Source organism: Marnyiella aurantia (assembly GCF_014041915.1).
GTDB classification, from domain to species: domain Bacteria; phylum Bacteroidota; class Bacteroidia; order Flavobacteriales; family Weeksellaceae; genus Marnyiella; species Marnyiella aurantia.
Map to the genome: position 1 here is coordinate 2,176,135 of NZ_CP059472.1, position 25,627 is coordinate 2,201,761.

Below are 25,627 nucleotides of genomic sequence, written 5' to 3' on the forward strand. Positions count from 1 at the left end.
TGACTTTAAGTCATAAAATTTTATCTGCCAAACATTTTATCCTCCTTATCCGTTCTGGTTCCGTCTTCCAGGCGGTATTCCTTGTACATTGGGTGATAACCCATATCTTCCATATTCAGAATGACGCGCAAATCAGGATGACCTTTAAACTTAAATCCATAGAAATCATATGTTTCCCTCTCCATCCAGTTTGCTCCGGCGAAAAGATCCGTCACCGAGTCGAATTCGGCACCTTCTCTTTGGGTGAAGGCCTTAAGCCTTACGCGTATTCCCTGACGCATATTATGCATATGGTAAATGATTCCAACCTCCTTCTCATGATCTTCCGGATAATGAATCCCGCAGATGTCTGTAAGGAAGTTAAAATCCAGTGAAGAGTCCCTGAGATGATGGATGACCTTCTTAATATCTTCCTTCTTAATTTCCAGGGTCAGCATTCCGTAAGGTTCAGTGGCCGAAATTACGCTGTCCGGAAACTCTCTTTTTATAGCATCTAATACAAAATCGTTATTCATGTAGTTGGCTTCAGAAGTATTACTTCTTTCGGGATAAGTTATTTAATTCCGTAGGATTCCAGAAGATTTTGGTACTCAGGCATATCTCTTCTTCTAACGCTCTCGGCCTGAGCAAGTGCCTGCACCTGCATAACACCTTCAATGATTTGCTCGGGTCTTGGCGGGCATCCGGGTACATAAACATCTACAGGAATTATCTTGTCAATACCCTGCAGCACGGAGTAAGTGTCGAAAATTCCGCCACTGCTGGCGCAGGCTCCAACAGCTACAACCCAACGGGGTTCTGCCATTTGTGTGTACACCTGCTGAAGTACAGGTCCCAGTTTTTTGGAAATGGTTCCGCAAACCATAAGCATATCTGCATGTCGCGGTGAAAAGGAGTTTCTCTCCATTCCAAAGCGCGATCCGTCGTATGTAGGATTCAGAAATGCCATATATTCAATGCCACAGCATGAGGTTGCAAACGGCAAAGGCCACAGCGAGTGCTTTCTGGCCAAACCAACCACACTGCTGAGCTGCGTGGCAAAAAAACCTTCGCCTTCTAAGCCTGCGGGCGGCTCGGCATCCATGCGTATTACTGGTTTATTATCAGACATAATTATTTCTTTTTTAAATTAAACGTATCCGCAGGCTTAATAGTACGACAAACCTGCGAAAAAATTTATTTGTCCCAGTCCAGGGCGCCCCGTTTCCAGACATATACAAATGCCATAAAGAAGACGGCTACAAACATCAGTACTGCCAGGAATCCTTCCATTCCAAACTCCCGGAAATTTACTGCGTAAGGGTAGAAAAAGACAATTTCAATGTCGAAAAGTACAAAGAGAATAGCGGTAAGGAAATACTTTACCGAAAATGGAGTCCTTGCATTTCCCTCTACCTCAATACCACACTCAAAACTTTCGTTTTTACGGCTGTTGCCTTTCTGCTGTTTAGGGCCTAAAAAATGGGTTCCGGCCAGTGACAGAAGCACGAAGCCCAGGCCAACTGCGGCCTGTATTAAAATAGGAATATAAGATTCAGGTAAACTCATGTAAATTATCTATTAAATTTAACAAACAGCGGAAATAAGCTTTCATCACTAAGCTCTGCTGTTTTAACCTAGTCCTGGTAAATATAAGATGCAAATTTAGGCAATTATAGGCAACAGGCGAAATATAACCCAACTAAATAAACCGGCATGGAAAAGTGCATTGTTTAATTTAGAATAATTCCAAATAATTACTTTTTGGAGATGTTCCGAATCTTTTTAAGAGCTAAAAATCCTAAATAGGCAATGTAAAGAAACAGAATGCTGGAAAAAATAATATTGATTATATCATTTAGTCTGCCATCCGGCACCTGAAAAAACTGATTATAGATAATAAACGCCGAAATTAGAGCCGCGTAAATAATGAGTTGCTTTTTCATCTGTTATACTGTTTTGCTGAAGGTAGCTCTTCGTTTATGGTTTACGGGGTTATAATCCTGCCAAAGAAGCTGTATCGCTTTATTATCGGCCAGCTCGGGGTTGGTTTCGAGGTATTTAACACCTTTTTTCTTGAAAATCTCATAGATTTCCTTGAAAATAATTGAGGTCACACCCCGCTTCTGATAATCCGGATGAATGCCAATCAGGTAAAAATTTGCTCTTTCGTTTTTCTTTCCGGCCTGCAGCAGATGCCACCATCCGAACGGAAACAGGTGTCCGTTGGCTTTCTGAAGCGCTTCGGAGTAGGACGGCATCGTTACAGCGAATGCGACAAGATTATCGTCTTTATCCGCTACACAGATGATAAAATCTTTATCAAGAAGCGAGAAATATTTGTCCTTATAGCTCTGTATCTGTTCCGGCGTAAGCGGGGTATAGGTAGAAAGGCTGCTATAGGTTTGGTCCAGCAGTTTAAACATGGGGTCTACAAGGGGCAGAAATTCTTTTTTGGATTTGAATCTCATTACCCTAAGCTGGTATTTCTCTTTGATGAGTTCGTTGAACTTAACCACCTTTTCAGGCAAAATTTCCGGAAATACGATTTCGTACTCCACCCATTCCTTTTCCTTAGTCAGTCCCAGTTTCTCAAAATGAGACGAATAATAATCATGGTTATAAATACCGATCATTGTTGCCATTTTGTCAAAACCCATGGTCAGTGTGCCAGCCTTGTCCAGATTTGTAAAACCCATCGGGCCCTCAATTTTCGAAATTGAATTTTCCCGTGCAAATTTTTCAGCTTCACCAATCAATGATTTGGATACGTTCAGATCATCAATAAAATCAATCCAGCCGAACCTTACTTTACTGATGCCAAGTTCGGTTTTCTCCTTGTTGTTTATGATAAGCGCAATGCGTCCAACAGTTTTGCCGTCCTTTTTTGCCAGAAACTTTTTGGTACTGGAGTAGTTTAGAGCTGGATTTTCCCGGGAATCCCAGTTTTCCTTTTCACCCTTAATAAGGGAGGGTACATAATTTTTATTATTTTTGTAAAGTTCCATTGGAAAACGGATAAACTCCATTAATTCCTTCCCGGATTTTACTTCAACCACACCGATTTCAGACATTTAATTCGCTCTTTTTTTGTGATGAACAAATATAGCGGAAAGCGTGGGAAAAATATAGTCATTTGGCATAGTTTTTAGGGATAAGGGGTATTTAAGAGATAGAAAAAAAGATAAAGTTATGATGACGTATTATTTAATTATTGGTGTTGTTTTTATCATCAGTATGATTGTGCAAAACCGCTTAAGGTCCAAATTTGCACATTATTCCAAGGTCCATCTTCAAAACGGGATGTCCGGTAAAGAGATAGCCGAGAAAATGCTCCGGGACAGCAATATTCACGATGTGCAGGTTATTTCAGTTCCGGGCCAGCTTACCGATCACTATAATCCGATGAACAAAACCATAAACCTTTCGGAAGGTGTTTATATGCAGCGTAATGCAGCGGCAGCAGCGGTTGCCGCGCACGAAACAGGTCACGCAGTACAGCATGCAGTTGGTTATTCTATGCTGCAGTTACGTTCTAAAATGGTACCTATGGTGAACATATCTTCCAGATTACTGCAGTTTGTACTGATGGCCGGTATCGTACTTATGGCGATGAGCGGTTCAAAGACAGTTCTGCTTATTGGAGTAATATTGTTTGCCGTAACTACAGCATTTGCGTTTGTTACACTTCCTGTGGAGTATGATGCAAGTAAAAGAGCATTAGTATGGCTGAAAAGTTCGGGCACTCTGGCCAATAATGCTGAGTATGCCGGCGCCGAGGACAGTTTAAAATGGGCCGCACGTACTTATGTTGTAGCTGCGCTGGGCTCGCTGGCACAGCTTATCTATTTTGCCTCAATGCTTGCAGGCGGGCGCAGTAATGATTAATCACGAAAAGTAAACTGAATATGCTGCATCTCCGACAACTGCTCGGAGATGCTTTTTTTATGCCCAAGTTTAAGGGAGGCAGTAATAGTACAGGAGTCTCCGGATTGGAAATCCAGGATTTTGGTGCCGTATCTGTTCAGTACGGTAAATACGGTATTCTGCTGACTGAAGTTAAATTCAATCTCTATTGTGAATTCAAGTTCGCGGACAGTTATTGTGCTTTCTGCCAGCGTCATCTTCGCACAGTCTTTATACGCCCTTACCAAACCAGAAACGCCCAGTTTGGTTCCGCCGTAGTATCGTACTGCCACCAGCAGAATATTAGTAACACCGTGCGCGAGCAACTGATTGTAGATGGGAAGACCAGCGCTTCCCGAAGGTTCGCCGTCATCGTTTGCGCGGTATTTTTCGCCATTTATACCCAGTCTGTATGCATAGCAGTGGTGCGTTGCCTTCGGATGTTCCGCTTTCAGTTCTTCCAGCCTTTTTCTAATCTCTTCTTCACTGTTTACCTGCCATGCAAAGCCAATGAAACGGCTGCCTTTTTCCTTCAGGATAATATTTAGCACAGGCTTTTCAATTGTGTTGTAACTGTTTGACATCAATTCTTATAAAATTCGATCATATTATCTCTGTAGATCTTTGTGCTCAACGGTTCGCCATGCAGTATGGGTGCGCCTGTTCCCTGGCCGAATTTCAGGTTTGGGTTACGGATACGGAAAGCTTCGTCCCATAATCCGGCATCGATGAATTGCTGTAATGTATAACGTCCACCCTCTATAATTACAGACTGTATTTCCAGGCCGTACAGAGTTTCCAGGATTTGCTCCAACAGATTTTCGGAGCTGATTTTAATCAGCCTTATATTTTCATCATTTTTATGTTCCAGCAGGTTGAAGACAATGGTAGGTGCTTCAGCGTTAAATATGTTTAAATGATGTGGGACCTTAAGGTTTGGATCCACCAGTATTCTAAGAGGGTTCTTGCCGGGAACATTCCGTACCGTTAAGCCGGGATTATCGCGAAGTGCAGTGGTAGAACCAATCAGTATAGCGTGTTCATCGGCTCGGAGTTGGTGTGTAAACTGATTCACCAGGTTATTGGAGATTTGTGCCGGTGTAAACCCGCGGTCCAGGAAACCATCGCCAGATTCTGCCCATTTCAGTATGATGTAGGGGCGTTTTTTTTCATGAAAGGTAAAGAAACGTTTATTAAGTTCGCGGCATTCTTTTTCCAGAATACCTGAGATGACTTCAATGCCCGCATCCTGCAGGATTTTAATTCCTTTACCGTCCACTTTGTGGTGAACATCTCGCGCACCTATAACCACTTTTCTGATTCCTGATTTCACGATCGCCTCCGCGCAGGGTGGTGTGCGGCCATAATGTGCGCAAGGTTCCAGTGAAACATAAATGGTTGACTTTTTCAAAAGTTCAGGCTCGCTAACGGAATTTATAGCATTGATTTCGGCATGAGCTTCGCCTGCCTTGTGATGATAACCTTCGCCAATGATACGGTTGCCTGAAACAATCACACTTCCCACCAAAGGATTTGGGTAGGTTTCACCGGTCGCTTTTTTTTGCCAGCTCAATGCATCTGCGTATATAGAATTCGTGCTTCATGGTCATAAAAAACACTCAACTTACATTGAGCGTTATTGCTGTTGCGGATGAAAAGTCGTTAGTATTCCGGTTTAATCTGAATCATTTCGGGTAGTCTTTCTATGCTAAGATAGATTTCTGAGCTTCCACCGAAATATTCTGCAATATAACTGCCCTTTCCTGCTTTCGTATCTGCCATCACGGACCCTATAAGGATTTCTCTGCGCTCCGCAGCTTTATCTCCTTTTATACTATATTTTTATAGAGTGCAACTGATCGTCCAAATTATTCATTTCAACGTCAAATGCTAAACCCCCTTTATTGGCTTTAATTTCCTCAGCCTTCTTTTCCCAAACCTCTATCGCTTCTGCGCCGGGCTGAAAAGTCACTATTAACCGCTCACCTGATTTCGTTTTTGGCTCATATTCCTGGGTAATAACACGCGTTTTATCATTCATGCTGCTTTTAGTAAGGTTAAATTCAACCACCGAGGCTGAAGTTTCAAACTTAAGCGGACCGGGCATCCCCAGCCTGTCCTTCTGCTGTGCAAATGCGCTTATTGCGACGAAGATGAAAAGGGTTTGTAAGGTTTTCTTTAACATATCTGTTTGGATTTATTCGCCGGTTATCATATGATGCAGACTTTGCTTCATGGATTCAAGCTGGGATTTCTTTTCCTCAATTTTTTTGAAGGTATCTTTTAATAACGGATTATCGGGTGAAGGATTGTGGAAGAAGCCAAGATTATTTTCCAGTTTAACAATTTCAGCCTCCAGATCGGCAATCTGATTCTTTATTTTTCTCGCTTTATCAGTAACCTGATTCTCGGATAATCCTTCCTCCTTAAGTTCGTAGTCATGGATTTTGTTCAGTTTCATTTTTTCCCTTAGTATCCTGTTAAAATCTGTATTAATGGATAACTTCTCCCGTGGTACCTTGCCGATACTGTTCCAGGAGTTTTTGATCTGTTCAATTTTTTCCACGCTGCCTTCAGCATCAGTCACTTCGGAGAGGTCGTCCAGAAGTGCTTTCTTCTTTTTATAGTTTTCTTTCCAGTTATCGCCGCCGGCGTCATTTTTGGCTCTGTAATTTTCAAAGAAAACATTGCAGGAATTGCGGAACTCGTCCCAAACTTTGTTGGTCATACTGCGTGGAACGTGACCGATTTTCTTCCAGTCTTCCTGGAGTTTCTTGAAGAGTGGGATAGCCGTTTCCCAATCCTCAGTGTTCATGTGCTGCCTGGCAGTCTCTATAAGCTTCAGCTTTTCGTCCAGATTATGCTGCTGACTGTTCTTAAGTCCCTTGTAGAAGTCATTTTTCTTATTGTTAAAGGTGCGCAGGACCTGCTTGAAATCATTCCAGTTCTGGTTGGAAATCTTACGCGGAACACTTCCTGTTTTCAAAAACTCAGTGCGAAGTTCCTCTACCTGTTTTATAGCATTCTGCCAGTAGTTGTGGTTGGGATCTTTTTCGGGATTAACAAGTTTCTTTATCTGATCAATAATACTGTTCTTTTTCTCCAGATTTGCATTTTGTTCCCCTTCAATCTGACTGCTCAGCTCGGTGCGGCGCTCATGTACTTTGTTGGATATTTCCTTGAAGACCTGCCAGGTCTTTTCGCGAAACTCTTCAGCTACAGGTTCTGCTTCTTCTTTCCAAAGTTTATGGAGGTACTGAAGCTCATTCAGTGCTTTCTGCACGGAAGGTTCGTTTTCCAGTTCCCGGGCCCGTGCAATAATATGCTCGCGTTTTTCAAGATTATGAGCATATTCCTGCTCCAGATACTCCTTGTTCATATCCAGCATCTGATAGAACTGGTTAAGATGATGGAAGTAATTATTGTTAAGCAGTTTAAATTCGGATTTTGGTACCTGGCCGGCATTACTCCAGGCTTCTTTTATTTCGCGTATTTCGCGGAAAAAATTAGTACCTACCTCAGACTGAGTATAGAGGTTTTTCAAACGTTCAATGACGGACTGGCGCGTTTCCAGGTTCTTTGCCTGCTCCTGGTCCTGCTGCTTATGAAATTCATCCTGCTTTTCTCGGTAAATATTAGACAGGCCGGAGAGCTTAGCTTTAGCGGGATGTTCATACGCGAAATCTTCTTCACCAGTTCCCGATGCTGCCATTTCCTGCTTCTTATCTTCAGTTTCATCATGGATAATCCTGGAGGCTTCCTCACGTAATTTAGCAAACTGCTTAAAATCCGCACCACCGTCTTTACTGTTGATGAGTTTCTCCATGCGGTCAAAGATTTGTGTCAGACTTAAACCCGATAAATCATCTTCAATAATGTGAGCTCTCCCGGCAGGATTTTCAGATAAAGCGTTCGTCTGATCAGCACTCTCCATTTCATCTGAAGGTGAAGATGCAGGCGCTGCAGCCACTTCCGGTTCTTCCACAGGCGCAGGCTGGGTGTCTGTGGCAGGAGCTTCTAAAGGAATTTCGGATTGGTTCGGAATAGAACTGTCGTCCTGATCTGAGTTGCTTTCATCGGTTGCAATCTCAGCTGTATCCGGACTAACTGATGTATTTGCAGCCGTAGCTTCCTGCCCGGCACCGCCGTTTTGCTCAGTTGATGATTCGGACACTGTTTCCGGCTGTCCTTCGGTAGCAGATTTAATTTCTTCGTTCTCGGAGTGGGATGGTTCCGGTGTCATAGCCAGTCTTTTTTAGATGAATTTTGTTAAATGGTAATTCAAGTGCTTGCAGCACCTGTTTTGTGCAATAAATATAAACAAAAATTATAACTCTCCGGAATGGGCTTTGAAAAAGAGGTAATTTCTGTAAGTCGTTTACAGTTCATCTGATGTACTGCTCCAGATTTCCCAGGCTTTTTCTGCCTGCTGCTCAAGCATAAGCTGCCCGTTGGATATAACGGAACCCCTGGCTGCCGCCTCGCTTAGAAAAGCCGTTTGTGGTGGATTATAAATAAGGTCAATTACCAGATGTTCAGGCGACAGTGCTTCAAAAGGAAAAGCAACGCTGTCATTTACATTTGGGAACGTGCCAACAGGGGTAGTTTGAATGATGATGCTGTGTTTGGAAACGTTTTCTGCAGTAAGGGTATCGAAATTCAGGTTGCCTTTTCTGTATACAGTCTCATACGGAATGCCGTGCGAACGTAATACATACTTTACAGCTTTAGCTGCGCCGCCATTTCCCAAAATAAGTGCTGACTGGTGATTTTCCTGTTTCAGTTTCAGCAATGTTTTCTCAAAACCCGCTGCATCTGTATTGTACCCTTTCGTTTTTCCACCGCAAACGACAACCGTATTTACGGCACCTATCTGCACCGCCTCTTCGCTTAAACTGTTCAGATAAGGAATGATTTCCTCTTTATAAGGTATAGTTACGTTGAAGCCAGACAGGCCATTCGCCCTGCAAAGTTCTTCGATTTCTGAAATCTCACCCAGCTCATAAATATCATAAGAGTGGTTATCCAGTTGAAGCAGTCTGAATTTTTCTGTAAAGTATTTTTTGGAAAAAGAATAAGATATATTGCGGCCGATGAGACCATATTTTTTTTCAGCGCTCATTTATCAAAAATACAAAAAAGGCCGGAAAACTCCGGCCTTAGTACTTACTGTGCAATTGCAAATGTTATTTCACGATGAATTTGAAAGATATACTGTCCAGACTCAGAACATAAACACCTGATTTCAGGTTGTTAAGTTTAATTCTGTCTGAAGATAAAAACGGCCTTGCTATAGTTTGAATTAACCTGCCGTCTAAACTGTAGATATCTGCTTTCAATACTTTTTTCAATTCCGGACCACTTACAAACAATACATCATTAATTACAGGATTAGGATAAATGATCAGAGTTGGGGCGGTTGTAGTCTCACTTGTGCCCAGCGTATAACACGTCCAGCTAAGATCGTCAAAGGCTACACGGTTTCCAGCAGCACTGTTATCGGTAATGCTTATTACAGCATTTCCTGTAATGTTCAGATTATCCACTGTTGTAGTGACGGAAGTATCGGGTGTACCGCTGTAAGGAATAGTACCAACTATATTTCCATTTATACGAAGGTTGAAAGTCCCTGCGGAACCACCAAACTTTAACTGCGTAGTAACGGTAATACTTTTAATACCACCAGTAACGGATGAAGAAGTAAGATTACCGTTCCGGATTGTAATGGCGCGGCCGTTAATGGTCTGGTCTGTTCTCGCGTCCGTGGCTGTCCAGGTCGTATTATTAGATGTCCACGTACGTACTGCGTAGCCGCTGCTGTTGGCCGGCATCGCATCAAATGTTTCGGTGCCACAGCTTCCGCCCGGTGTTCCTGCGGGGGTCGTAGCTGTAACAGAGTTGCTCGCTGGCGAAACATTACCTGCCAGATCCTTTGCTACTACATAAAATGTATAAGTTGTAGTTGGTGCAAGTCCGGAAACCGTTGCTGAGGTCCCTGAAACGGTGGAGTGATAAACGCCATTTACATAAATGTCATATCCTGCAACTGCAATATTATCTGTAGCAGCAGTCCAGTTTAAAAGAACAGAGGAACTTGTGGCAGTACCTGCAGTCAGTCCTGTAGGCGCAGTAGGGGCTATATTGTCTGAAACTCCCCAAATCGTGTTCACCCATTGAGGATTGTCAATAAAAGGATTTCTGTTTCCCTGGAACGCGTAGGAGGCATTATTCCTTGCGACTTCTATTGGTGAAACAGGATCCTGTGCGTGCCAAATCAGCAATTGTTGCAGTTGCCACGTTTGCAGACCCGGATATGCAGATCCGCCAAGCATATTACCGGTGGCGAAGTTACTAAGCTGGTTTTCATATCTAGTTACGAAATAAAAGATCATCCGCGCCACATCGCCTTTGAAAGCATCTATTGGCTCAAAAACAGTTCCGCCATATCCCGGGGAAACGGATACGCCCAGTTTAGAGCCGTTTAAGGATGTAAAGCTGGCGGCACCCACCAGTCCAAAAGGAAAGTTGTTCCTCATCCCATTAACCTTACCGTCCGTTGCTCTCACAAAATGAATGTCGTTCTTCATCGGGCTGTCCTCGTTAAACAGGCTTTGTGGAACAATATGTTCGCGGTTGTAGCAGTCGCCTTCATTGGAGTAATTACCACACTGTTCAGTTATCGGAGTAAAGGTGTAGGGATCCGGGCCGGTAACGTTCTCTGAATATATGTCCAGGATTGTACCGTCGTTTTCGTAAAAATAATCACGGTCGGTGGTCAGATAGCCAGTCCAGAGACCGCTATATCCCATATCCGAATGACCGTTTGTAATAATGGTACTTAGCTGAGTTTTTAACTGTGCCCCGGTACCGGTAGCGCTGCTGTAATAGCCGGCAGGTGGCTGTGCGGAAAGCAGGCCGAAAAACAGGCTCAGAATAAATATAACTGAAGACTTTTTCATAATGTATTGAACTGTAAAAAATTGGAAGGCAAAATTACTAAAAAAATAAACAGGGTTGTGTTAACCTTTAGTAATATGCTGTCTGTTGATTTTGGAAAACATCCACGAGATCAGCAGTCCAAAAACAGCTGCTGTAGAGGCAACAATGAGGTAGTTCACCGGGAGGATACGCACCGGGAAAGCCAGGTCAATTGCTGCATTCGCCTTAAAGAAACCGGTCTGTAGCTGAATAAAGCACACTATAGTTCCAATTATCAATCCGGAAATGATTCCGGTTATTACGATCAGCATGCCTGTATAGAAATAAGTTCTGCGCAGTTCTCTCAATGGCAATCCCAGCGACAGCAGGGATCGTGCCTGCTCCTTTTTGTCAAGTTGCAGAATAATGATGGCGCCGGCCAGGTTAAAAGTGGTGATAAATATAACCAGTACAAAAATAAAGTAGATAAATAGCTTTTCAATATTGATCATTTTCCAGAAAGCAGCATTCTCTTCTTTCTTGGTCGTGATTATATAATCTTTACCTACCTTCTTCATAAGTTCGTCGCGTACCCCATCGGCCTGGTTACCGTCCCGGAGCTTAACAAGGAGTTGATATGCTGCGCCGTCGGGCAGATTCAGGAGCTGTTGGGTCAGTGCAATAGGAGCTATGATATAATTGTTAAGCTGGTCATTCCCGGAAAAAACCCCCGTTACATAGATTTCTTTCTTGTTAAATATATCCTCCTCTTTGTTGATCAGGCCGGTGCCCGCCTTCGGCATGAAGACTGTAGCGAAATCTGCCTGACTGCCTACAGGGATGGACAGGCGGTTGCCCAGCTGGTTTTCCATTACAACTTCATTCGGAAACTCAAAAGTGGGATAGGAACCGTAAAATATATTTTTATTGACGGGATTTACGGAAATATAGGCCGAATCTACACCTCTCAGGTAGGCAATGTCCCCTTTTCCGCCGTAATCGATGTAAACTTTTTCTTCAATTGCTCTGGAAAGTCCTGCAACATCATTTCTCCCGGAGATTATCTGCTGAAGTTTCGCCACGTCCTTCAAAACCTTGCCTTGGCGGCTTTTGACAGTCAGGTCGGCATGAAGGTCTGAAATCATTTCCCTATTCAGGTCTTCAAGCCCCGAAAATACGGAGATGATGATGAACATTGCCGCTACGGCCACCATCATGGCCAGTGCGGCCAGCCAGGTAATAAAAGTTACCGCCGTACTGCCTTTTTTGGCAATAAGGTAACGTTTGGCTATGTGAAAAGCAGTACCGGACACAGTTAGTATTAGAGTGTGGGATTGTCGCCGTCGCCCCGAAGTTCCTTTTCTATCTTTTCAACATCGTCCAGGGAAGTATCCAGGTAAAAATTGAGTTGAGGGATCACACGGACCTGTTTACCCATTTTCTGGCCGATGAAATTACGGTACTGGGATTTATTCACCTCAATTTCGTGCATGATAGGCTTACGGAATTCCTGAGGGAAAATACTTAGATATATTTTGGCAATGCTCAGGTCTGGCGTTACTTTCACATCAGAAACACTGACCATGAAGGTCTCTTTGCTGTCTGAAGACTGTTTGCGGAAAAGCTCTGCAAAATCTTCCTGTATGATCTGGGCTACCTTTCGCTGTCTGTTACTTTCGTTCATGGCGCAAATTTACTATTTTTGTTTCAATTATTTGGGCGTGTCTTTTTGTGGCGCGGCCTGCGGCCGCGCCACAAAAAGACCGGTCTGCGTGCAGTCGCTTTTTCCTGGGCGGCGGCGGAGCCGCCGCCCAGGAAAAGAGCTCCAACAATGCACTCCGCCCTCACGCAGGCTAGACATCAAAACAAATTTACAATGAAAATAGAACATTTAGGAATCGCCGTAAAATCGCTGGAAACATCCGATAACTTATTCGCCCGTCTTTTGGGAAAGGAAAATTACAAACAGGAAGCCGTACAAAGGGAAGGAGTTACAACTTCGTTTTATCAGGTGGGCGACAGTAAAATCGAACTTCTTGAAGCCACCAATGCCGAAAGCCCCATCGCTAAGTTCCTGGATAAGAAGGGCGAGGGAATCCATCATATTGCCTTTGGTGTAGAGGATATCAGCTACGAAGTAGAACGTTTAAAAAAAGAAGGTTTCATCTTTATTTCCGAGGAGCCTAAAGAAGGAGCCGATAATAAACTTGTTGTTTTTCTTCATCCCAAATCTACAAACGGAGTGCTGGTAGAATTATGTCAGGAAAAACCTTTAAAATAATTTTGCAAACCGCTAAAAATTGTTATTTTTGCACACCCAACTGAAATTCTTATTTTTACAATAAAAATTTGGCCTTGTAACTCAGCTGGTTAGAGTAGCTGACTCATAATCAGCAAGTCCTTGGTTCGAGCCCAAGCTGGGCCACTTGATTCCGCACATTGTTGCGGAATTTTTTATTTTTATAGAGTGAAACAGTATGTCTGTATATTATATTCAGAGATAGCGGACAAATTTTATATTGGTGAGACTTCAGATATAGAAAACCGGTTGACAAAACATAATCAACATTTTTATGACTGCTCATTTACAAAAATTGCAGTGGATTGGGAACTCTTTTACATAATCGAATGTCGAGACATTTCGGATGCCAGAAGATTGAGAAGCATATAAAAAGGATGAAGAGCAGAACGTATATTTATAATTTGAAAATACATCCGGAGATATTACAAAAGCTTTTGTTAAAATACACGATATAACCATCGATATTCTGGCAGCGTAGCTAATGGTGTACCGGTCAAGAGCCCATCCCGATATTTATCGCGAGGGCCACTTAATAATCAACCACTTACAGAATTGTAGGTGGTTGTTTGTTTTTTGACTGAAACATGACTGAAACATTGCTTGAAATACATAAGGCTAACAGCGCAGCGATTCACCCTTGCCATTCCCTTATTATTTTTTTATGGTAAAAATGAAAAATCTGTAAATTGGTTGATATAAAAAATTTATCTGATGAAACTTACAGCCAGGGCGACACTACAGATCCAAAAACAGCATGAAGAGGTTTTCGAAGCCATAGTCAATCCTGAACACATGACTCAATATTTTATTTCAGAGTGCAGCGGCCGGATGGAAACCGGAAAGGATATAGTATGGAAGTTCCCTGAATTTAATGATAAGTATCCTGTTACACAGGTAAATGTTTCTTCTCACGATTCTGTTTCATTTGTCTGGGACCAGGATACTGTGGTTCGAATTTGGCTGGAAGCGCAGGCAGATAACAGTACCGTGGTCAGGATTACTGAAGGTGAGAAAGTCCTGAATGATGAGAACCTGAAATGGACTATTGGCAATACCGAAGGCTGGGCCAACTTCCTTGCCTGCTTGAAAGCTTATCTGGAGTATGGCGTGCAGCTTAGAACAGGAGCTTTTGATTTTATGAAAAGTAACAGTTAGATCGCTTGCTGCAATCCGGAAAGTCATAGCCTACGTCACCCTCTGTTTTTTACTGGATGGCACCCAGTCACCATGACCGCAAGTTGGACATTCACCGGCCGGACCAACTGTTTTTTTCTCGGTATACGCACAGAAAATGCACGAATAGTAGCCTGTGGTTTTAATAGTTTTTAAAGGGTCCTTTAAAGAATGCAGCATAATTGGCAGTCCATATCTTATTTCCTCATTAGTATAGAAAAATACACTGATTCCACCTGAGGTCTCTTCAATAGCGGTCTCTACCTGACCCAAATGTGATACTCCGCGAAGTCGTAGTTCGGCAAAGAACTCGTCGTTGCCCAAATTTTCCTTTTTAAAATTATCCAGCACGAAAACACCCTCTTCTATCAGGCAGGCCGGTTTGCCTTCCACCATATCTTCAAATTTTTTGGATTTCCCCAGAAAATAGGTGAGCAAAGCGTAAAGTGCGATAATGAGGACAAAAACAAGAAGTGAGAATAAGATGCCCACATCTCTGTAGAACATCGGGTCACCGGCTGCCGATCCCAAACCGATAATCACCACGAGCTCAAATACCGAAAGCTGCTTCACGCCTCTCTTGCCCAGAAACCGCAGACCAGCAATGATGATTAAAAACATGATCACGGTACGTATGGCCACTTCCGGCAGGAAAGACATATCTTCGGTTCCCAGAAAGACATCACGCCAGTCAATCGTTAAGGTTTTGTTCATTATTACAGGTTTTCAGCACCTATAGCCAAAAGAGTGCCTGCAGACCGCCGGTAGTTTAGAAACATTGTTGAGCCGATATTTAAACACAGAAATGCACCCTGAAAATCGGCAATATCTTTCCGTAAAAAATCTCCCGAATTTTATTATTCAGGAGAGGTTGTAGTGTGTATGATATGAAAAGTGAAGTTATTTTTTGATGAATTTAAAAGTTTTTGGTGCTGTATTTTTTCCTTTAATCTCAAGAATAAATGTTCCTGAAGGAAGTTCGGACACGTCTGTCATTCCGCTTTTTATTGCAGAAACTTTTACAAGTCTGCCATCAGTACTGTAGATGTGCACCTCTGAATATTCAGAAAAATCACCTTTAAAATGGAGCATATCCGTCACGGGATTAGGGAAAACCTGCAAAGCGGAGGCAGTTTCCGTACTTGCCACACTCAAAAAGGCTTCATTTAATGCCTGTGCACCGGTGGTCGTCTGGTTTATTCCAAGTAGTGGAACGCTTATATTGGCATTTGTATAAGTAAGAAGTGGAAATTTGCGAACATTGTCATAATAAGAGTATGTAGTATTGGTTACGGTTCCGATGGGCAACAGAAAGAAAACGTCATTACTTTGATGCAGGTTTAAATTCTGCACAGATTTGAGCCGTACCACATTGGGATAGATTTGCGAACCCAGTACAAGGGTGCCCTGAGCATCGGCCGTATTTGTAATCGTTCCTTTAAAAAGTCCGGAAGCCACAGAGGAACTGAAGGTTCCCTGAGCCTGGTCCACTTCGTTGTAACCGAAAGCTGCAGGATAAGTGATTAATGTTCCGTTGTTAGCTGAAAAGTTAAGCGTTGCATCAGGAGTAATCAAACCTGTAATTTCCAGTTTTGTCGCAGTTTGTTTATAAAGCACCGTATTCCCAAGTCCATTCATTTTTATGGTAGATCCCGGAAAAGTGGTCAGCTCAGTGCCGCTGGGCGCTGTGTACGTGGTTAAGGTAGCACTGCCCTGAGTGAGACTTCCGTTCTGAAATGTGACTCCCGAACCTGTGGCCGTGTTATCCACCGTTCCGTTCACGGTTACATAATTTGCAGTTTCACCAATGAGCGGATCGTGAAATGCTTTCGTAATGGTGGTTTGCGCATACATAAAACCACAGCAAGCTGTAAAAATAAGAGCTAATTTATTCATCGGATTGTTTTTTCAAATATAGGGTGAAATGAGAAAAACATTCAATGACTTTTAGAAATATCTTTATATAATTCAAACATTATTGCTTAACAGTGAAACATAAGTTATCTGTTTCAACTTTTTTCATTGGTAAATTGCTGCCTTGATAAACTGCTGCACGGTTACAAAATCATACTCAGCTGCACCCTTTTCCGCGCTTCATCCACTTCCGTTACTTTTACCTGAACATGCTGGTGCAGTTTTACCACCTCATTTACATCTGAAACAAATTCCTCCTTTAGCTGAGATATGTGCACAAGTCCGCTTTCCTTAATTCCCAGGTCCACAAAACAGCCGAAAGCCGTAATATTGTTCACGATTCCGGGCAAAATCATGCCTGGTTTTAAATCCTTAATGCTTTTCACACTTGGGTCGAACTCAAAAACCTTAGCGGCTTTCCTTGGGTCCAGGCCTGGCTTTTCAAGTTCTTTCAGGATATCTTTAATTCCCAGAATGCCGATGGTTTCGGTTACATACTTTTCAGGGCTGATTAAAGCGATCTTTTCCTTATTCGCGATGAGGTCCGTGGTCTTCAAACCAAGGTCTTTCGCCATCATTTCTATGATAGGATAGGCCTCCGGGTGCACAGCTGAATTATCCAGCGGATTTTTCCCGTTGGCAATTCTTACAAAAGCTGCCGCCTGCTGAAAGGCTTTTTCCCCCAGACGCGGCACCTTCTTCAGTTGTTTCCGGTCTTCAAAAGCTCCGTTTTCCGCACGGAAGTTCACAATGTTCTCGGCCATCTTTTCGCCGATGCCCGAAACGTAACTCAGCAAAGATTTACTGGCCGTGTTCAGGTTAATGCCCACCGCGTTCACGCAACTCATTACGGTGGAATCGAGTTCATTCTTCAGTTGAGTCTGGTCTACATCATGCTGATACTGGCCCACGCCAATGGATTTGGCGTCAATCTTTACAAGTTCTGCCAACGGGTCCGAAAGTCTTCTGCCTATCGAAATGGCACCACGCACGGTAACGTCGAAGGACGGGAATTCATCCCGCGCAATCTTGCTCGCCGAGTAAACGGAAGCACCGGCTTCCGACACCACAAAGACCTGCGGCGGCTTATCGAAGGCTATTTTCTTGATGAAGAATTCCGTTTCGCGGCTGGCCGTACCGTTGCCGATGGATATGGCCTGAATATTATAGGCGTTGACCATGGAGCGGATTTTCTTCATAGCCATGCCCGTTTCGTTCTGCGGCGCATGCGGATAGATGGTTTCGTTGTGCAGTAAATCGCCTTTCTCATCCAGACAAACCACTTTGCAGCCGCTTCGGTATCCGGGATCAATAGCCAGAATTCGTTTTTCGCCTAAAGGGGGCGCTAAAAGTAACTGTCTTAAGTTCTCCGAAAAAATGGAAATTGCTTTTTCATCGGCTTTTTCTTTTGCCTCCTGCAGCGTTTCATTGGCAAGCGCGGGTTCCAGCAGCCTTTTGTAACTGTCCTTTATGGCCAGCTTGATCTGTTCCGTACATTCGTTATGTGATTTAATGATGGCCTGTTCAATAAGGTCAATGGCTTCATCCTTATCGGTCTCAACTTTGGTTTTCACAAAACCTTCAGTTTCCGACCGCAGCATGGCCAAAAGCCGGTGCGAGGGAATGCGGTTCAGGCTTTCTTCCCACTCGAAATACTGACTGTACTTTTGGGCGCCTTCTTCGTCTTTTTTAGCTTTTACTTGTTTTGAGGTGATAACAGCTTTCCGCTGGAAAAGCCGGCGCAGGTTTTTTCTCACATAACCGTTTTCATTGATCCATTCGGCCATAATATCGCGGGCGCCCTGCAGTGCTTCATCTTCTGTATTGACGTCGGCATTCAGGTATTTCAAAGCCAGCGACTTCAGGTCATTTGCCTTCTGACTCATTATGATTTTGGCTAAAGGTTCCAGTCCTTTCTCTTTTGCGGTGTCGCCTTTGGTTTTGCGGCGTTTTTTATAAGGAAGGTAAAGGTCTTCCAGTTCCTGAAGGTCAAAACTGTTTTCAATCCTTTGCTTGAGTTCAGGTGTCAGCGCGTCCTGTTCAGCAATGGATTTCAGGATGCTTTCCTTTCTTTTAATGAGTTCTTCAAACTGCGTATTCAATTTCTCGATCTGCTCAATCTGCACTTCGTCCAGGTTGCCGGTGGCATCCTTTCGGTAGCGGGAAATAAAGGGAATGGTGCAGTCTTCGGCAAGCAGTTTTAGTGTTGCATTAATGTTTTTATCAGAAATTTGAAGGGATTGTTGGATAAAACCGGTGGGTGTCATTAGCGATTTTTGGAAGTGCTAAAATAGGGATTTTAGTGATGTAAATCATCCGTGTGAGGTGCGCCTGCGTATTGATTTTACTTTTATTCCGAGAAGAATAGTGCGGGGACAATGAAATATGGATCAGCTGAAAATGTCAAAAAAAAATCACTACATTTGGATTAACTGATAATCTAATGCTCCACATCTGCATTGTCGAATATGGATTATAAGGTTATCACATTTGTTTCCAAATACAAAGCCAATACACAATGAAAAAGATATTTACCACTGTTTCAATATTCTGCGGATTGATCTCTGCTTTTGCGCAGAATTATACTCCGTCTAAAACCAAGAATGAACGCAAAGCCGATTATTCTGTTTCTGTTAAATCGGCTGAAGTTGATAACATCGACTGGAAGTCCATTAAGGATTTTTTCGCTGATAAAAAGGAGAATGATTCTGTTAAAATTTCAGTTAGAGTTATTGAGCCACAAATGACCAACCTGAAAACTGAAAAGAAATATACCACACAGGGAATAGTAAAAAATATTAATGAGCTGATTTCGGTTCTAAAAAATATGCTGAAATAGTTTGCAGCAACTAATCGTGAAGCCCGTTTTGTCGCAGAGCATAAAGTGAAAGATGCGCCCAAATTGCTTATCTGCTGCGGCTTTTATTAAAAATCTTTACTACTTAATCCAAAAAAACCGTTCTCACTTCTGTTCGAACGGCTATTATCAGGTTTCTGGATATATTATTTTTTGATGAATCTGCTGCTCAGTACCGTCTCATTTTTATCCTCAACGGTAATGAAGTAAACACCGGCTGAAAGCTCAGACACATCTACAGTTCCTCTTTTGGAAACTTCTCCTTTTTTTATCAAACGCCCGGCAGGGTCGTAAAGTGAATATGCTGCATCCGCAGAAACTTTGGTAATGTGGAGAACGTCGGTTACAGGATTCGGATAAATTTTCAAGCCATTTTCTGCACCTACTTCCGTGGTGGCCATGGCATTGTCCATATCGAAGCCCATAGTGGCTAACCTGTGCTGAACTGTGCCGGTGGCATTATTCATATTGCCGAATACTGTTCGGGAATTCACATTGATTGATCCCTGCATGATCTGAAATCCAGGCGAATAACTTTCCTGTGAAAGCTCTACCATCAGGTTCTGTGTAGGATCATACGGGAAAGGCGTCTGAAGTGGTATTTTGATATAATTGCCGCTCACGACCGGCGTGTTATAATTGCCGGAGTACACCGTCTGCAGGCCTGTAATAAAAGTGGAATTCGGAAAAATGGTCATTGTGGTCGTGCCCATCTTAACTTTCAGGTTAGTAATATTGGGCGACGCTGCCGTTGAGGCTTTCAGATAGATCGCGACAATATTCCCTGCCGGTGCGGTCGGGAAATCACTTGGGTAGTATATGGACTGCCTGAAGTTACTTGCTGTGCTCGCAAAGGGAATGGTGTTGGCGATTTCAGTTGCCCCGGTATACATATACTGCTGGGCAAAACCCTGTACAGACATTGCCGCGACTAAAAAAAGGAAGTTGATTTTTTTCATAGTTAAATATTTTGAGGTTAAGTATTCAGATAGCAATTTCACTGTGCTGATGTGAGAGTATATAACATATCTACTGAAATAATAAATATATATTACGGTAAAAGCATCTTTTTTTGGATGTATTTAATATATTTCAATATATGTTGAATAAATTCTAAACAACCATTTGCCATTAAAGAAGTAAAAAAGAAAACTTAGTTCAGAAAAGAAAGTTAAAGGTATTTGGGAATTGGCGTCATGGGTTGACTCTCTTAGCCTTTACATTTACCCTATGACTGAAACTCAAAAGCAAATCCTGGAACAAATTTCAGGATATTTGAACCAAAATCCTGCACAGCGTTTTGCGCAGGTCCTGTTAAACTTAGATATTATACAAGTTTAAACCAAACTCTCATGAAATCCGGGATATCTACTACGATACGGATGAGGTACTATTGGAGAGAATTAAAGAAAGAACTGTGCAGTTTAATGCACCAAAATAATAAGACGTCGGGTTGTCATTCCGAAGGAATCTTTGCATACGCAGCAGAACGCCAAAGCTTCACATTTGGCACAGGCTATATCCGTGTGCCGTGCTTAAAAAAAGATTTGCGAAAATATGTTTTCCTGTTGCATACATTGGGTGCATAATTGCATGAGTCATAAAAGACTTGAGCACGGACTAAAAATGTTTCATTATCCGGCAGTATTACCTGCGGAAGCAATAATAGCAGCAGGATTCTTAAAAGCGGTAATCCTTTTAGGCGAGATCCGTCTTTTTGTAAAATTTCAGTAAGAATTCAGTAAGAGTATCAGGGACCTTTTCAGCACACAATTAAATCATTATAATGAAAAACAGTCATTTAGAATCAGCAAACAGTTGGTCTTTAGTATGTGAGATTTGCAATGGCAACGGATTAGAAGCGGTTCAGTTTGGTTGTGTACAGGGAAGAAATATATGTTTAACCTGCATTCAGAAATATGATTTAAAAAGTACGGACAGCACCCTTGATGAAGAACGCTCCCAGGTGATAGATAAAATCAGGAAGGAAATAGATGAAGTGATGAATGAAGAAGATGTTCTCCGGGAAAATTTAAACAGTTGCGACAGTGAAGAGCTTTCCAAAATGGTTGAATATTTAAACATTATCTGCGAGGCCAAATATAAACTGTCGGAAATGATCGCAATAGATTCGGTCCTGGAAAAAGAAATCCTGAAGTTAAGACGTGCAGCACATGGTGACCCTAAAAGTTTAAGCCAGAAAGTAAACCGCCACAAGGATATATCGGAAAATATCATCACAGATAAACATTTACTCGATAAAATTTTAAAACTGGGAGTCTGCGAAGGATTAAATTATTACAAATCGTCGCGAACCTCATCCCCGGGTTAATTCCGTACGATATCCCGGCTAACCTAATACATATTACTTTCAAGGCAAAGTCCGCGGATCTGCAGGCTGTCAGCCTTGCTTCAGCATACCTTTTCTTATTTTAAATCAGGCCGGTGAAAGCATTTCGAGCGATTTTTTCCTTATGATGCGTCCATTCCGTTTCCTCAGACTGATTACAAAACAAGACTTCTGTCGTCTGTTCAGATGTTATAAACCCGAAGTGTGGGAATCTGGAATTGCTGCTTCATTTTTGCCCCGTTGTTTCCGGAACAGGATATAAAGAACCGTTCCCATTAAAATTTCAATTAAAGCACCGGCCAAAGCAGAGTAGAACGCGACGGCCTGCATAGCAAAAAGTATAAAAGCTGCAGCTCCAAGTACTGCTCCGAGCAGCCAGTACACCTTCATGCCGTAAAGCGTGGCAAAAGTCAGGTACCGTCCGCCAATGATAAGCAGCATTCCCTGAAAAAACCATTCCGGTCTAACCAGCGAAAGGCCATAGGCCATTGGGATGCACATCAGCATCCACACTGTACCTTCCATCGCCGATTTTCCCAGCGGATTATTGGGGTCGTGCTTGCCTGGAATCCCGGTCAGTTTCCCGATCAGCATGGAAAGCGGAAAGATTATCATGCCACCGATAATTAAGGTCCAGATACCGGTAGTCACTCCATACATCATCACGGCCAAGGCGGCGCAAAGCCAAACGAGACCGGAGCTCAATACTCCGGTTGAACCGTAACCGTGGCCGGTACGCATATCCTGTTGGGCGATTTGGAGGGGGGTTGTCATTGCATTGTGATTAAAAAAATACAGATATTGAAGTCAGGTCAAGCTAAACTACTCAAATATTGACACCAGCGTGCCCAAAATAAGGAAAATTATTCCACCTATTCTGGTGATTTTGGCAAAACGCTGATACTGGGTTTCATTATTTCTTTTATCGTAATGGTCTACTACAACAGAAATAAAATTTGCGGCCCCGAAAATAAATGCGGCATAAATCAGGGTGCATGCCGCGCCGCTGAAGTGCACACCGCGACCCCGCTTACCCGGAATGAAAATATCGTCACTGTACCAGCCGAAGGTTCCGTATGCAAGCAGTGCAGCTGCAAACAAAATACATTTTACTCGTTCTTCCGGTGAAATGTGATTAGGTGTATGTGGGTATATACTTTTCATTTACAATAATATAAGTAGCTTTGTTAAAAGTGGTTTGGGTTTTGCGTAGCGTGCGCCAATGATAAATAATTTAGGCTGAAAAAGAAAATTGGGCTTGTATTGGCGAAGTGTCCAGAAATAGGCTTAGGGCTTTACATTGCAAATCAAATCGCGCTGGCCCACGGCGGCACCTTAGCTTTTACGTCTGATGAAAAGGAAACAAGGTTCACTTTCACAATGAGTGCGAAAAAGTAGAATACGTTCACTGCCGGTCGGTTTGGCATTACGTGAGCGTGAAATAAAAGCGCTCAAAGTCATGAGACATTGCGGCGTGGGAGTGTTGAAACTTTAAGCCATTAGATATTTGTTTTACGAATCTCATTTCCTAATTTTGAGGTTGTAATGGTTACAATTACGATGTTATGCTTTCCTAAGTATAAAAGATTTTCAATGTACTTTTAATCTTGGACTGACACTAAGTTCCCATCATAATCAAAAGTTCCGGTAATTTGCTCAATTACCTTTGCACCGAATGCATTGCTTCCCCTGTAAGTCATCGTTGCAATAACTTCATTTTTCGTGAAAGAATATTTTGTGCTCACGTGTTCAAACGACTTATCATCATTCATTACTTTCTTAACTGCTCTTTCAAGTTTAGGGTTGGAATTGTCCAGAGCATTTATATTTTTCTTTGCCCATTTTTGCGAACGGATTTTCTTAATTTCGATTTCGATTTCTTCTTTTTGAACATTAGTAAGATTTTTATTATCCAGTTCTTTTTGAAGATTGCTTAGATGTAATTCTGGGTTTTCAAGTTCTTTTTGTCTTACTAGCTTCGCTGAGTCTATTTTTTGTTCTTGTGTTTTCGGCTCATTAGAATGTAGAAAGTCACTTGATTTCACTCTTTTTTGTTCGCTTAAATCTGCTTGATGTTTTCGCCCGGATTCGGTATTTTCTGACCACCAAATTAAGCCTAAAAAATAGATAAAAAATAATCCAAACAGTGTTAGAACAGCTATTAAACAGCCATTCTTTTTTCTTTTCTTTGGTTCTTCGTGATTTGATTGCTGTTCGAATAAAAATTTTTTCATGGTTATTCTTCTGTTTTGTTGATTAAAAGTGTTCTAACGATCGATAGACTTAACGCAGCTAAGAGTTATTAAACTTTTAAAAAGTTGAATTTAAACATAGACTAGCTATATTTAATATTAAACTCATTCCTTTTGTTTATTCCGATGATCGGAAAGTTTTTCAACTATTAAGTTAACAATTTCGTTAGCTTGTTGATATAGGTCCTTTGTAGGATCAAAGCTTAAACGTCCTAACTTTTGAGTTTCATCAAATAATCCAGAATTATTGTCGGAGTACCAAATGGGTATTATTGAATTAGTACCAAATCTTTCTTTAAAATTATCTGATTCGAATTACCCTACTGTCGCACGAATCCTTTCGTGTGGCTATTAAGATAATGTTTTTTGTATTATTTATAAATAAACATTTCCGGAGTCCATTGCACCATTACCTTGTTGCTCTGGATTTTACCATAGAATGGGGTGTAAAATTCACCATTTAACTTAATCCTTTTGCCAAACTTAGCCACAGCTTTCTTGCTGATACATATAGATAAATCTAAATCGTAAAGAATATAAGGGGTTATATAGAATAATTCATGATATAGTATTTTATTATTAAAATTGATCGGATTGAAATGAAGTTCATATGTTATTCTTTCTTTTGGTTTTAACCCTATAAAGATATCATTCATTCGCTTAACACGGGAACTCGCTGCGTCAATCTGGTTAAACGTTTCACTGTTTCCACTCGCAAATTGATAATCGTACTCTAAATATTTGTAATTGCCCAGATTCTTAAGATTAACGGTAGGCAATAATGCGGTCTCAACTGTTTCACTGCAAATTCCAGGACCGTTCCCCCGAACATCGGATCTGTCGATAGGTATTGCGTAAGATTCGTTTGAATTATTTATTAATTCAATATTCATCTTCTTGTGCATACCTGTAGTATCTGTAATTCTGATTGTAATAGAAATCTGCGCGGCTAACATATTAAAACAAAAGAATGTGAAAGCGAAAAAGAATTTTTCCATCATTTTATTCACGATTTTAAAAGTTTTGTAATATTTCACTATAGTTCTAATGATTGAGCTCCTAAGTGAGAATTTTACGGATTCGACAGATCAATATATTTCCACATACGAGACAATAAACTTATAGACCTTGTATGGAGATGCTTATGCAGAATATTTGACCATTCTCTTCATGGAAAGCAGGATTTTAAATTAAAACATCCTGCATTTAGCTAAACTACACAAATACTTTTGACCCCGAAAGTGCTGAGTATGAAACCGGACCCAAATCCCGCATTTTCCCTACTTTTGCCGCATGGATCACCAGACCACCTTTAATTACTTAAAACGCTTCCTGACCGATGAAAGGTTGGCGAAAATTGAAAGTTATGCCCCCGAAAGTTCGGATTTTGTGCTGCCCGTGATGGAAGACATCTTTCAGTTCCGCAATGCTGCGGCTATTGTGCGTTCCGTGGAGGCCTGCGGTTTCCATAAAATTGTGGCCATGGAAAGTGAAAACGAATTCAACCCTTATCTGAAGGTCACCAAAGGTGCCGAAACCTGGGTGGAGGTGCAGAAGATGCCACACACGCTGGAATCGCTGCAGGAAATTAAAAACCGCGGGTATAAGATTTTGGCGGTCTCACCGGAGAAGAACGCTACCATGTTACCGGATTACGACCTCACCGAACCCGTAGCGCTGGTTTTCGGCACCGAAAAAGAAGGTGTCACCGACGAGATCCTCGATTTTGCAGATGAAACGCTCGCGATTCCCATGTATGGTTTTACAAAAAGCTTCAATGTTTCGGTGGCGGCCGCCATCTGCTTCTACGAACTCAGGCAGAAACTCATCAAATCAGATATGGATTATAAACTCACCGGCGAAAAACTCTGGGAACTTAAAGTCCGCTGGGCTAAAAATTCAATCCCGCGCGGCGAGGAAGTCCTGAACAGTTACCTGAAATCCCTGAAAAGCCAGTCCTGACATTAGCTTTCATC

The 25,627-nt window shown here is 42.0% G+C and carries 27 protein-coding genes and 1 tRNA gene; 8 read left to right on the forward strand and 20 right to left on the reverse strand.

Annotated elements, in window-relative coordinates; translation table 11 throughout:
* Window positions 1-20 precede the first annotated feature (20 nt).
* The 4 genes from H1R16_RS10110 to H1R16_RS10125 all read right to left on the reverse strand — a co-directional run bounded on the left by H1R16_RS10110 (window position 21) and on the right by H1R16_RS10125 (window position 3,053).
* Entirely contained in the window at window positions 21-515 is a 495-nt protein-coding gene (locus tag H1R16_RS10110; protein ID WP_181886662.1) for an NADH-quinone oxidoreductase subunit C, read from the reverse strand.
* A 38-nt stretch (window positions 516-553) separates the two neighbouring features.
* The gene (locus tag H1R16_RS10115) at window positions 554-1,111 is read right to left on the reverse strand and encodes an NADH-quinone oxidoreductase subunit B (protein WP_181886661.1); all 558 of its coding nucleotides are present in this window, start codon (window positions 1,109-1,111) and stop codon (window positions 554-556) included.
* 65 nt (window positions 1,112-1,176) lie between these two features.
* Window positions 1,177-1,548, reverse strand: coding sequence for an NADH-quinone oxidoreductase subunit A (locus tag H1R16_RS10120; protein ID WP_181886660.1), 372 nt, complete (start codon window positions 1,546-1,548; stop codon window positions 1,177-1,179).
* Between the two features lie 380 nt (window positions 1,549-1,928).
* A complete protein-coding gene (locus H1R16_RS10125; RefSeq protein WP_181886659.1) occupies window positions 1,929-3,053 on the reverse strand; it encodes a GNAT family N-acetyltransferase in 1,125 nt (374 codons plus the stop codon).
* A gap of 121 nt (window positions 3,054-3,174) precedes the next feature.
* On the opposite strand from H1R16_RS10125, the gene H1R16_RS10130 reads away from it, so the two are divergent.
* Window positions 3,175-3,867, forward strand: a complete 693-nt coding sequence (locus H1R16_RS10130) for a zinc metallopeptidase (protein ID WP_181886798.1) — start codon at window positions 3,175-3,177, stop codon at window positions 3,865-3,867.
* On the opposite strand, the gene H1R16_RS10135 is transcribed toward H1R16_RS10130, so the two are convergent.
* From H1R16_RS10135 to rbfA, 8 genes are all read right to left on the reverse strand, one after another.
* The gene (locus tag H1R16_RS10135) at window positions 3,864-4,469 is read right to left on the reverse strand and encodes an IMPACT family protein (protein WP_181886658.1); all 606 of its coding nucleotides are present in this window, start codon (window positions 4,467-4,469) and stop codon (window positions 3,864-3,866) included. The two genes, H1R16_RS10130 and H1R16_RS10135, sit on opposite strands and share 4 nt — an antisense overlap.
* Window positions 4,469-5,458 (reverse strand): bifunctional diaminohydroxyphosphoribosylaminopyrimidine deaminase/5-amino-6-(5-phosphoribosylamino)uracil reductase RibD, encoded by a 990-nt coding sequence (gene ribD / locus H1R16_RS10140; RefSeq protein WP_182035760.1) that lies wholly within the window; start codon window positions 5,456-5,458, stop codon window positions 4,469-4,471. The genes H1R16_RS10135 and ribD overlap by 1 nt, the downstream gene beginning before the upstream one ends.
* A 261-nt stretch (window positions 5,459-5,719) precedes the next feature.
* Window positions 5,720-6,070, reverse strand: a complete 351-nt coding sequence (locus tag H1R16_RS10145) for a hypothetical protein (protein WP_182035762.1) — start codon at window positions 6,068-6,070, stop codon at window positions 5,720-5,722.
* A gap of 12 nt (window positions 6,071-6,082) precedes the next feature.
* The gene (locus H1R16_RS10150) at window positions 6,083-8,128 is read right to left on the reverse strand and encodes a DUF349 domain-containing protein (RefSeq protein ID WP_228451051.1); all 2,046 of its coding nucleotides are present in this window, start codon (window positions 8,126-8,128) and stop codon (window positions 6,083-6,085) included.
* 135 nt (window positions 8,129-8,263) lie between these two features.
* The gene (locus H1R16_RS10155; RefSeq protein WP_181886655.1) at window positions 8,264-9,007 is read right to left on the reverse strand and encodes a shikimate dehydrogenase family protein; all 744 of its coding nucleotides are present in this window, start codon (window positions 9,005-9,007) and stop codon (window positions 8,264-8,266) included.
* A gap of 64 nt (window positions 9,008-9,071) precedes the next feature.
* On the reverse strand, window positions 9,072-10,844 hold the full coding sequence (locus H1R16_RS10160) for an endonuclease (RefSeq protein ID WP_181886654.1): 1,773 nt from the start codon (window positions 10,842-10,844) through the stop codon (window positions 9,072-9,074).
* A gap of 60 nt (window positions 10,845-10,904) precedes the next feature.
* Window positions 10,905-12,116, reverse strand: a complete 1,212-nt coding sequence (locus H1R16_RS10165) for an ABC transporter permease (RefSeq protein ID WP_181886653.1) — start codon at window positions 12,114-12,116, stop codon at window positions 10,905-10,907.
* 8 nt (window positions 12,117-12,124) lie between these two features.
* Window positions 12,125-12,487 (reverse strand): 30S ribosome-binding factor RbfA, encoded by a 363-nt coding sequence (gene rbfA, locus H1R16_RS10170; protein WP_181886652.1) that lies wholly within the window; start codon window positions 12,485-12,487, stop codon window positions 12,125-12,127.
* 192 nt (window positions 12,488-12,679) lie between these two features.
* On the opposite strand from rbfA, the gene mce reads away from it, so the two are divergent.
* From mce to H1R16_RS10190, 4 genes are all read left to right on the forward strand, one after another.
* On the forward strand, window positions 12,680-13,084 hold the full coding sequence (gene mce, locus H1R16_RS10175) for a methylmalonyl-CoA epimerase (protein ID WP_181886651.1): 405 nt from the start codon (window positions 12,680-12,682) through the stop codon (window positions 13,082-13,084).
* 70 nt (window positions 13,085-13,154) lie between these two features.
* Window positions 13,155-13,228: transfer RNA gene (locus H1R16_RS10180), tRNA-Ile, on the forward strand.
* A 42-nt stretch (window positions 13,229-13,270) separates the two neighbouring features.
* Window positions 13,271-13,474 (forward strand): GIY-YIG nuclease family protein, encoded by a 204-nt coding sequence (locus tag H1R16_RS10185; RefSeq protein WP_228451383.1) that lies wholly within the window; start codon window positions 13,271-13,273, stop codon window positions 13,472-13,474.
* A 342-nt stretch (window positions 13,475-13,816) separates the two neighbouring features.
* A complete protein-coding gene (locus H1R16_RS10190; protein WP_181886650.1) occupies window positions 13,817-14,260 on the forward strand; it encodes an SRPBCC domain-containing protein in 444 nt (147 codons plus the stop codon).
* A gap of 30 nt (window positions 14,261-14,290) precedes the next feature.
* Here H1R16_RS10190 and H1R16_RS10195 read toward each other — a convergent pair whose 3' ends face one another.
* The 3 genes from H1R16_RS10195 to H1R16_RS10205 form a co-directional block, all read right to left on the reverse strand.
* Entirely contained in the window at window positions 14,291-14,992 is a 702-nt protein-coding gene (locus H1R16_RS10195) for a DUF421 domain-containing protein (RefSeq protein WP_181886649.1), read from the reverse strand.
* A gap of 186 nt (window positions 14,993-15,178) precedes the next feature.
* The gene (locus H1R16_RS10200; protein ID WP_181886648.1) at window positions 15,179-16,174 is read right to left on the reverse strand and encodes a T9SS type A sorting domain-containing protein; all 996 of its coding nucleotides are present in this window, start codon (window positions 16,172-16,174) and stop codon (window positions 15,179-15,181) included.
* 161 nt (window positions 16,175-16,335) lie between these two features.
* The gene (locus H1R16_RS10205; RefSeq protein WP_181886647.1) at window positions 16,336-18,459 is read right to left on the reverse strand and encodes a Tex family protein; all 2,124 of its coding nucleotides are present in this window, start codon (window positions 18,457-18,459) and stop codon (window positions 16,336-16,338) included.
* Between the two features lie 251 nt (window positions 18,460-18,710).
* Here H1R16_RS10205 and H1R16_RS10210 point away from each other — a divergent pair, with 251 nt between their 5' ends.
* Window positions 18,711-19,031 carry a hypothetical protein gene (locus H1R16_RS10210; RefSeq protein ID WP_158063482.1) on the forward strand — a complete coding sequence of 107 codons (321 nt, stop codon included), beginning with the start codon at window positions 18,711-18,713 and terminating at the stop codon, window positions 19,029-19,031.
* Between the two features lie 164 nt (window positions 19,032-19,195).
* Here the strand turns inward: H1R16_RS10210 and H1R16_RS10215 are convergent, their stop codons facing one another.
* Complete coding sequence (locus tag H1R16_RS10215) at window positions 19,196-20,008, reverse strand: T9SS type A sorting domain-containing protein (RefSeq protein WP_181886646.1); 813 nt, start codon at window positions 20,006-20,008, stop codon at window positions 19,196-19,198.
* Window positions 20,009-20,835: 827 nt separating this feature from the next.
* On the opposite strand from H1R16_RS10215, the gene H1R16_RS10220 reads away from it, so the two are divergent.
* Window positions 20,836-21,381: a hypothetical protein gene (locus H1R16_RS10220; protein ID WP_181886645.1), complete on the forward strand. Its 546-nt coding sequence runs from the start codon at window positions 20,836-20,838 to the stop codon at window positions 21,379-21,381.
* 207 nt (window positions 21,382-21,588) lie between these two features.
* Here H1R16_RS10220 and H1R16_RS10225 read toward each other — a convergent pair whose 3' ends face one another.
* The 4 genes from H1R16_RS10225 to H1R16_RS10240 all read right to left on the reverse strand — a co-directional run bounded on the left by H1R16_RS10225 (window position 21,589) and on the right by H1R16_RS10240 (window position 24,652).
* The gene (locus H1R16_RS10225) at window positions 21,589-22,173 is read right to left on the reverse strand and encodes a DUF7010 family protein (RefSeq protein ID WP_181886644.1); all 585 of its coding nucleotides are present in this window, start codon (window positions 22,171-22,173) and stop codon (window positions 21,589-21,591) included.
* 48 nt (window positions 22,174-22,221) lie between these two features.
* A complete protein-coding gene (locus H1R16_RS10230; protein ID WP_181886643.1) occupies window positions 22,222-22,563 on the reverse strand; it encodes a hypothetical protein in 342 nt (113 codons plus the stop codon).
* 437 nt (window positions 22,564-23,000) lie between these two features.
* Window positions 23,001-23,633: a hypothetical protein gene (locus tag H1R16_RS10235; RefSeq protein ID WP_181886642.1), complete on the reverse strand. Its 633-nt coding sequence runs from the start codon at window positions 23,631-23,633 to the stop codon at window positions 23,001-23,003.
* 389 nt (window positions 23,634-24,022) lie between these two features.
* Complete coding sequence (locus H1R16_RS10240) at window positions 24,023-24,652, reverse strand: hypothetical protein (RefSeq protein WP_181886641.1); 630 nt, start codon at window positions 24,650-24,652, stop codon at window positions 24,023-24,025.
* 292 nt (window positions 24,653-24,944) lie between these two features.
* On the opposite strand from H1R16_RS10240, the gene H1R16_RS10245 reads away from it, so the two are divergent.
* Window positions 24,945-25,613, forward strand: coding sequence for a TrmH family RNA methyltransferase (locus H1R16_RS10245; protein WP_181886640.1), 669 nt, complete (start codon window positions 24,945-24,947; stop codon window positions 25,611-25,613).
* Window positions 25,614-25,627: the final 14 nt, after the last annotated feature.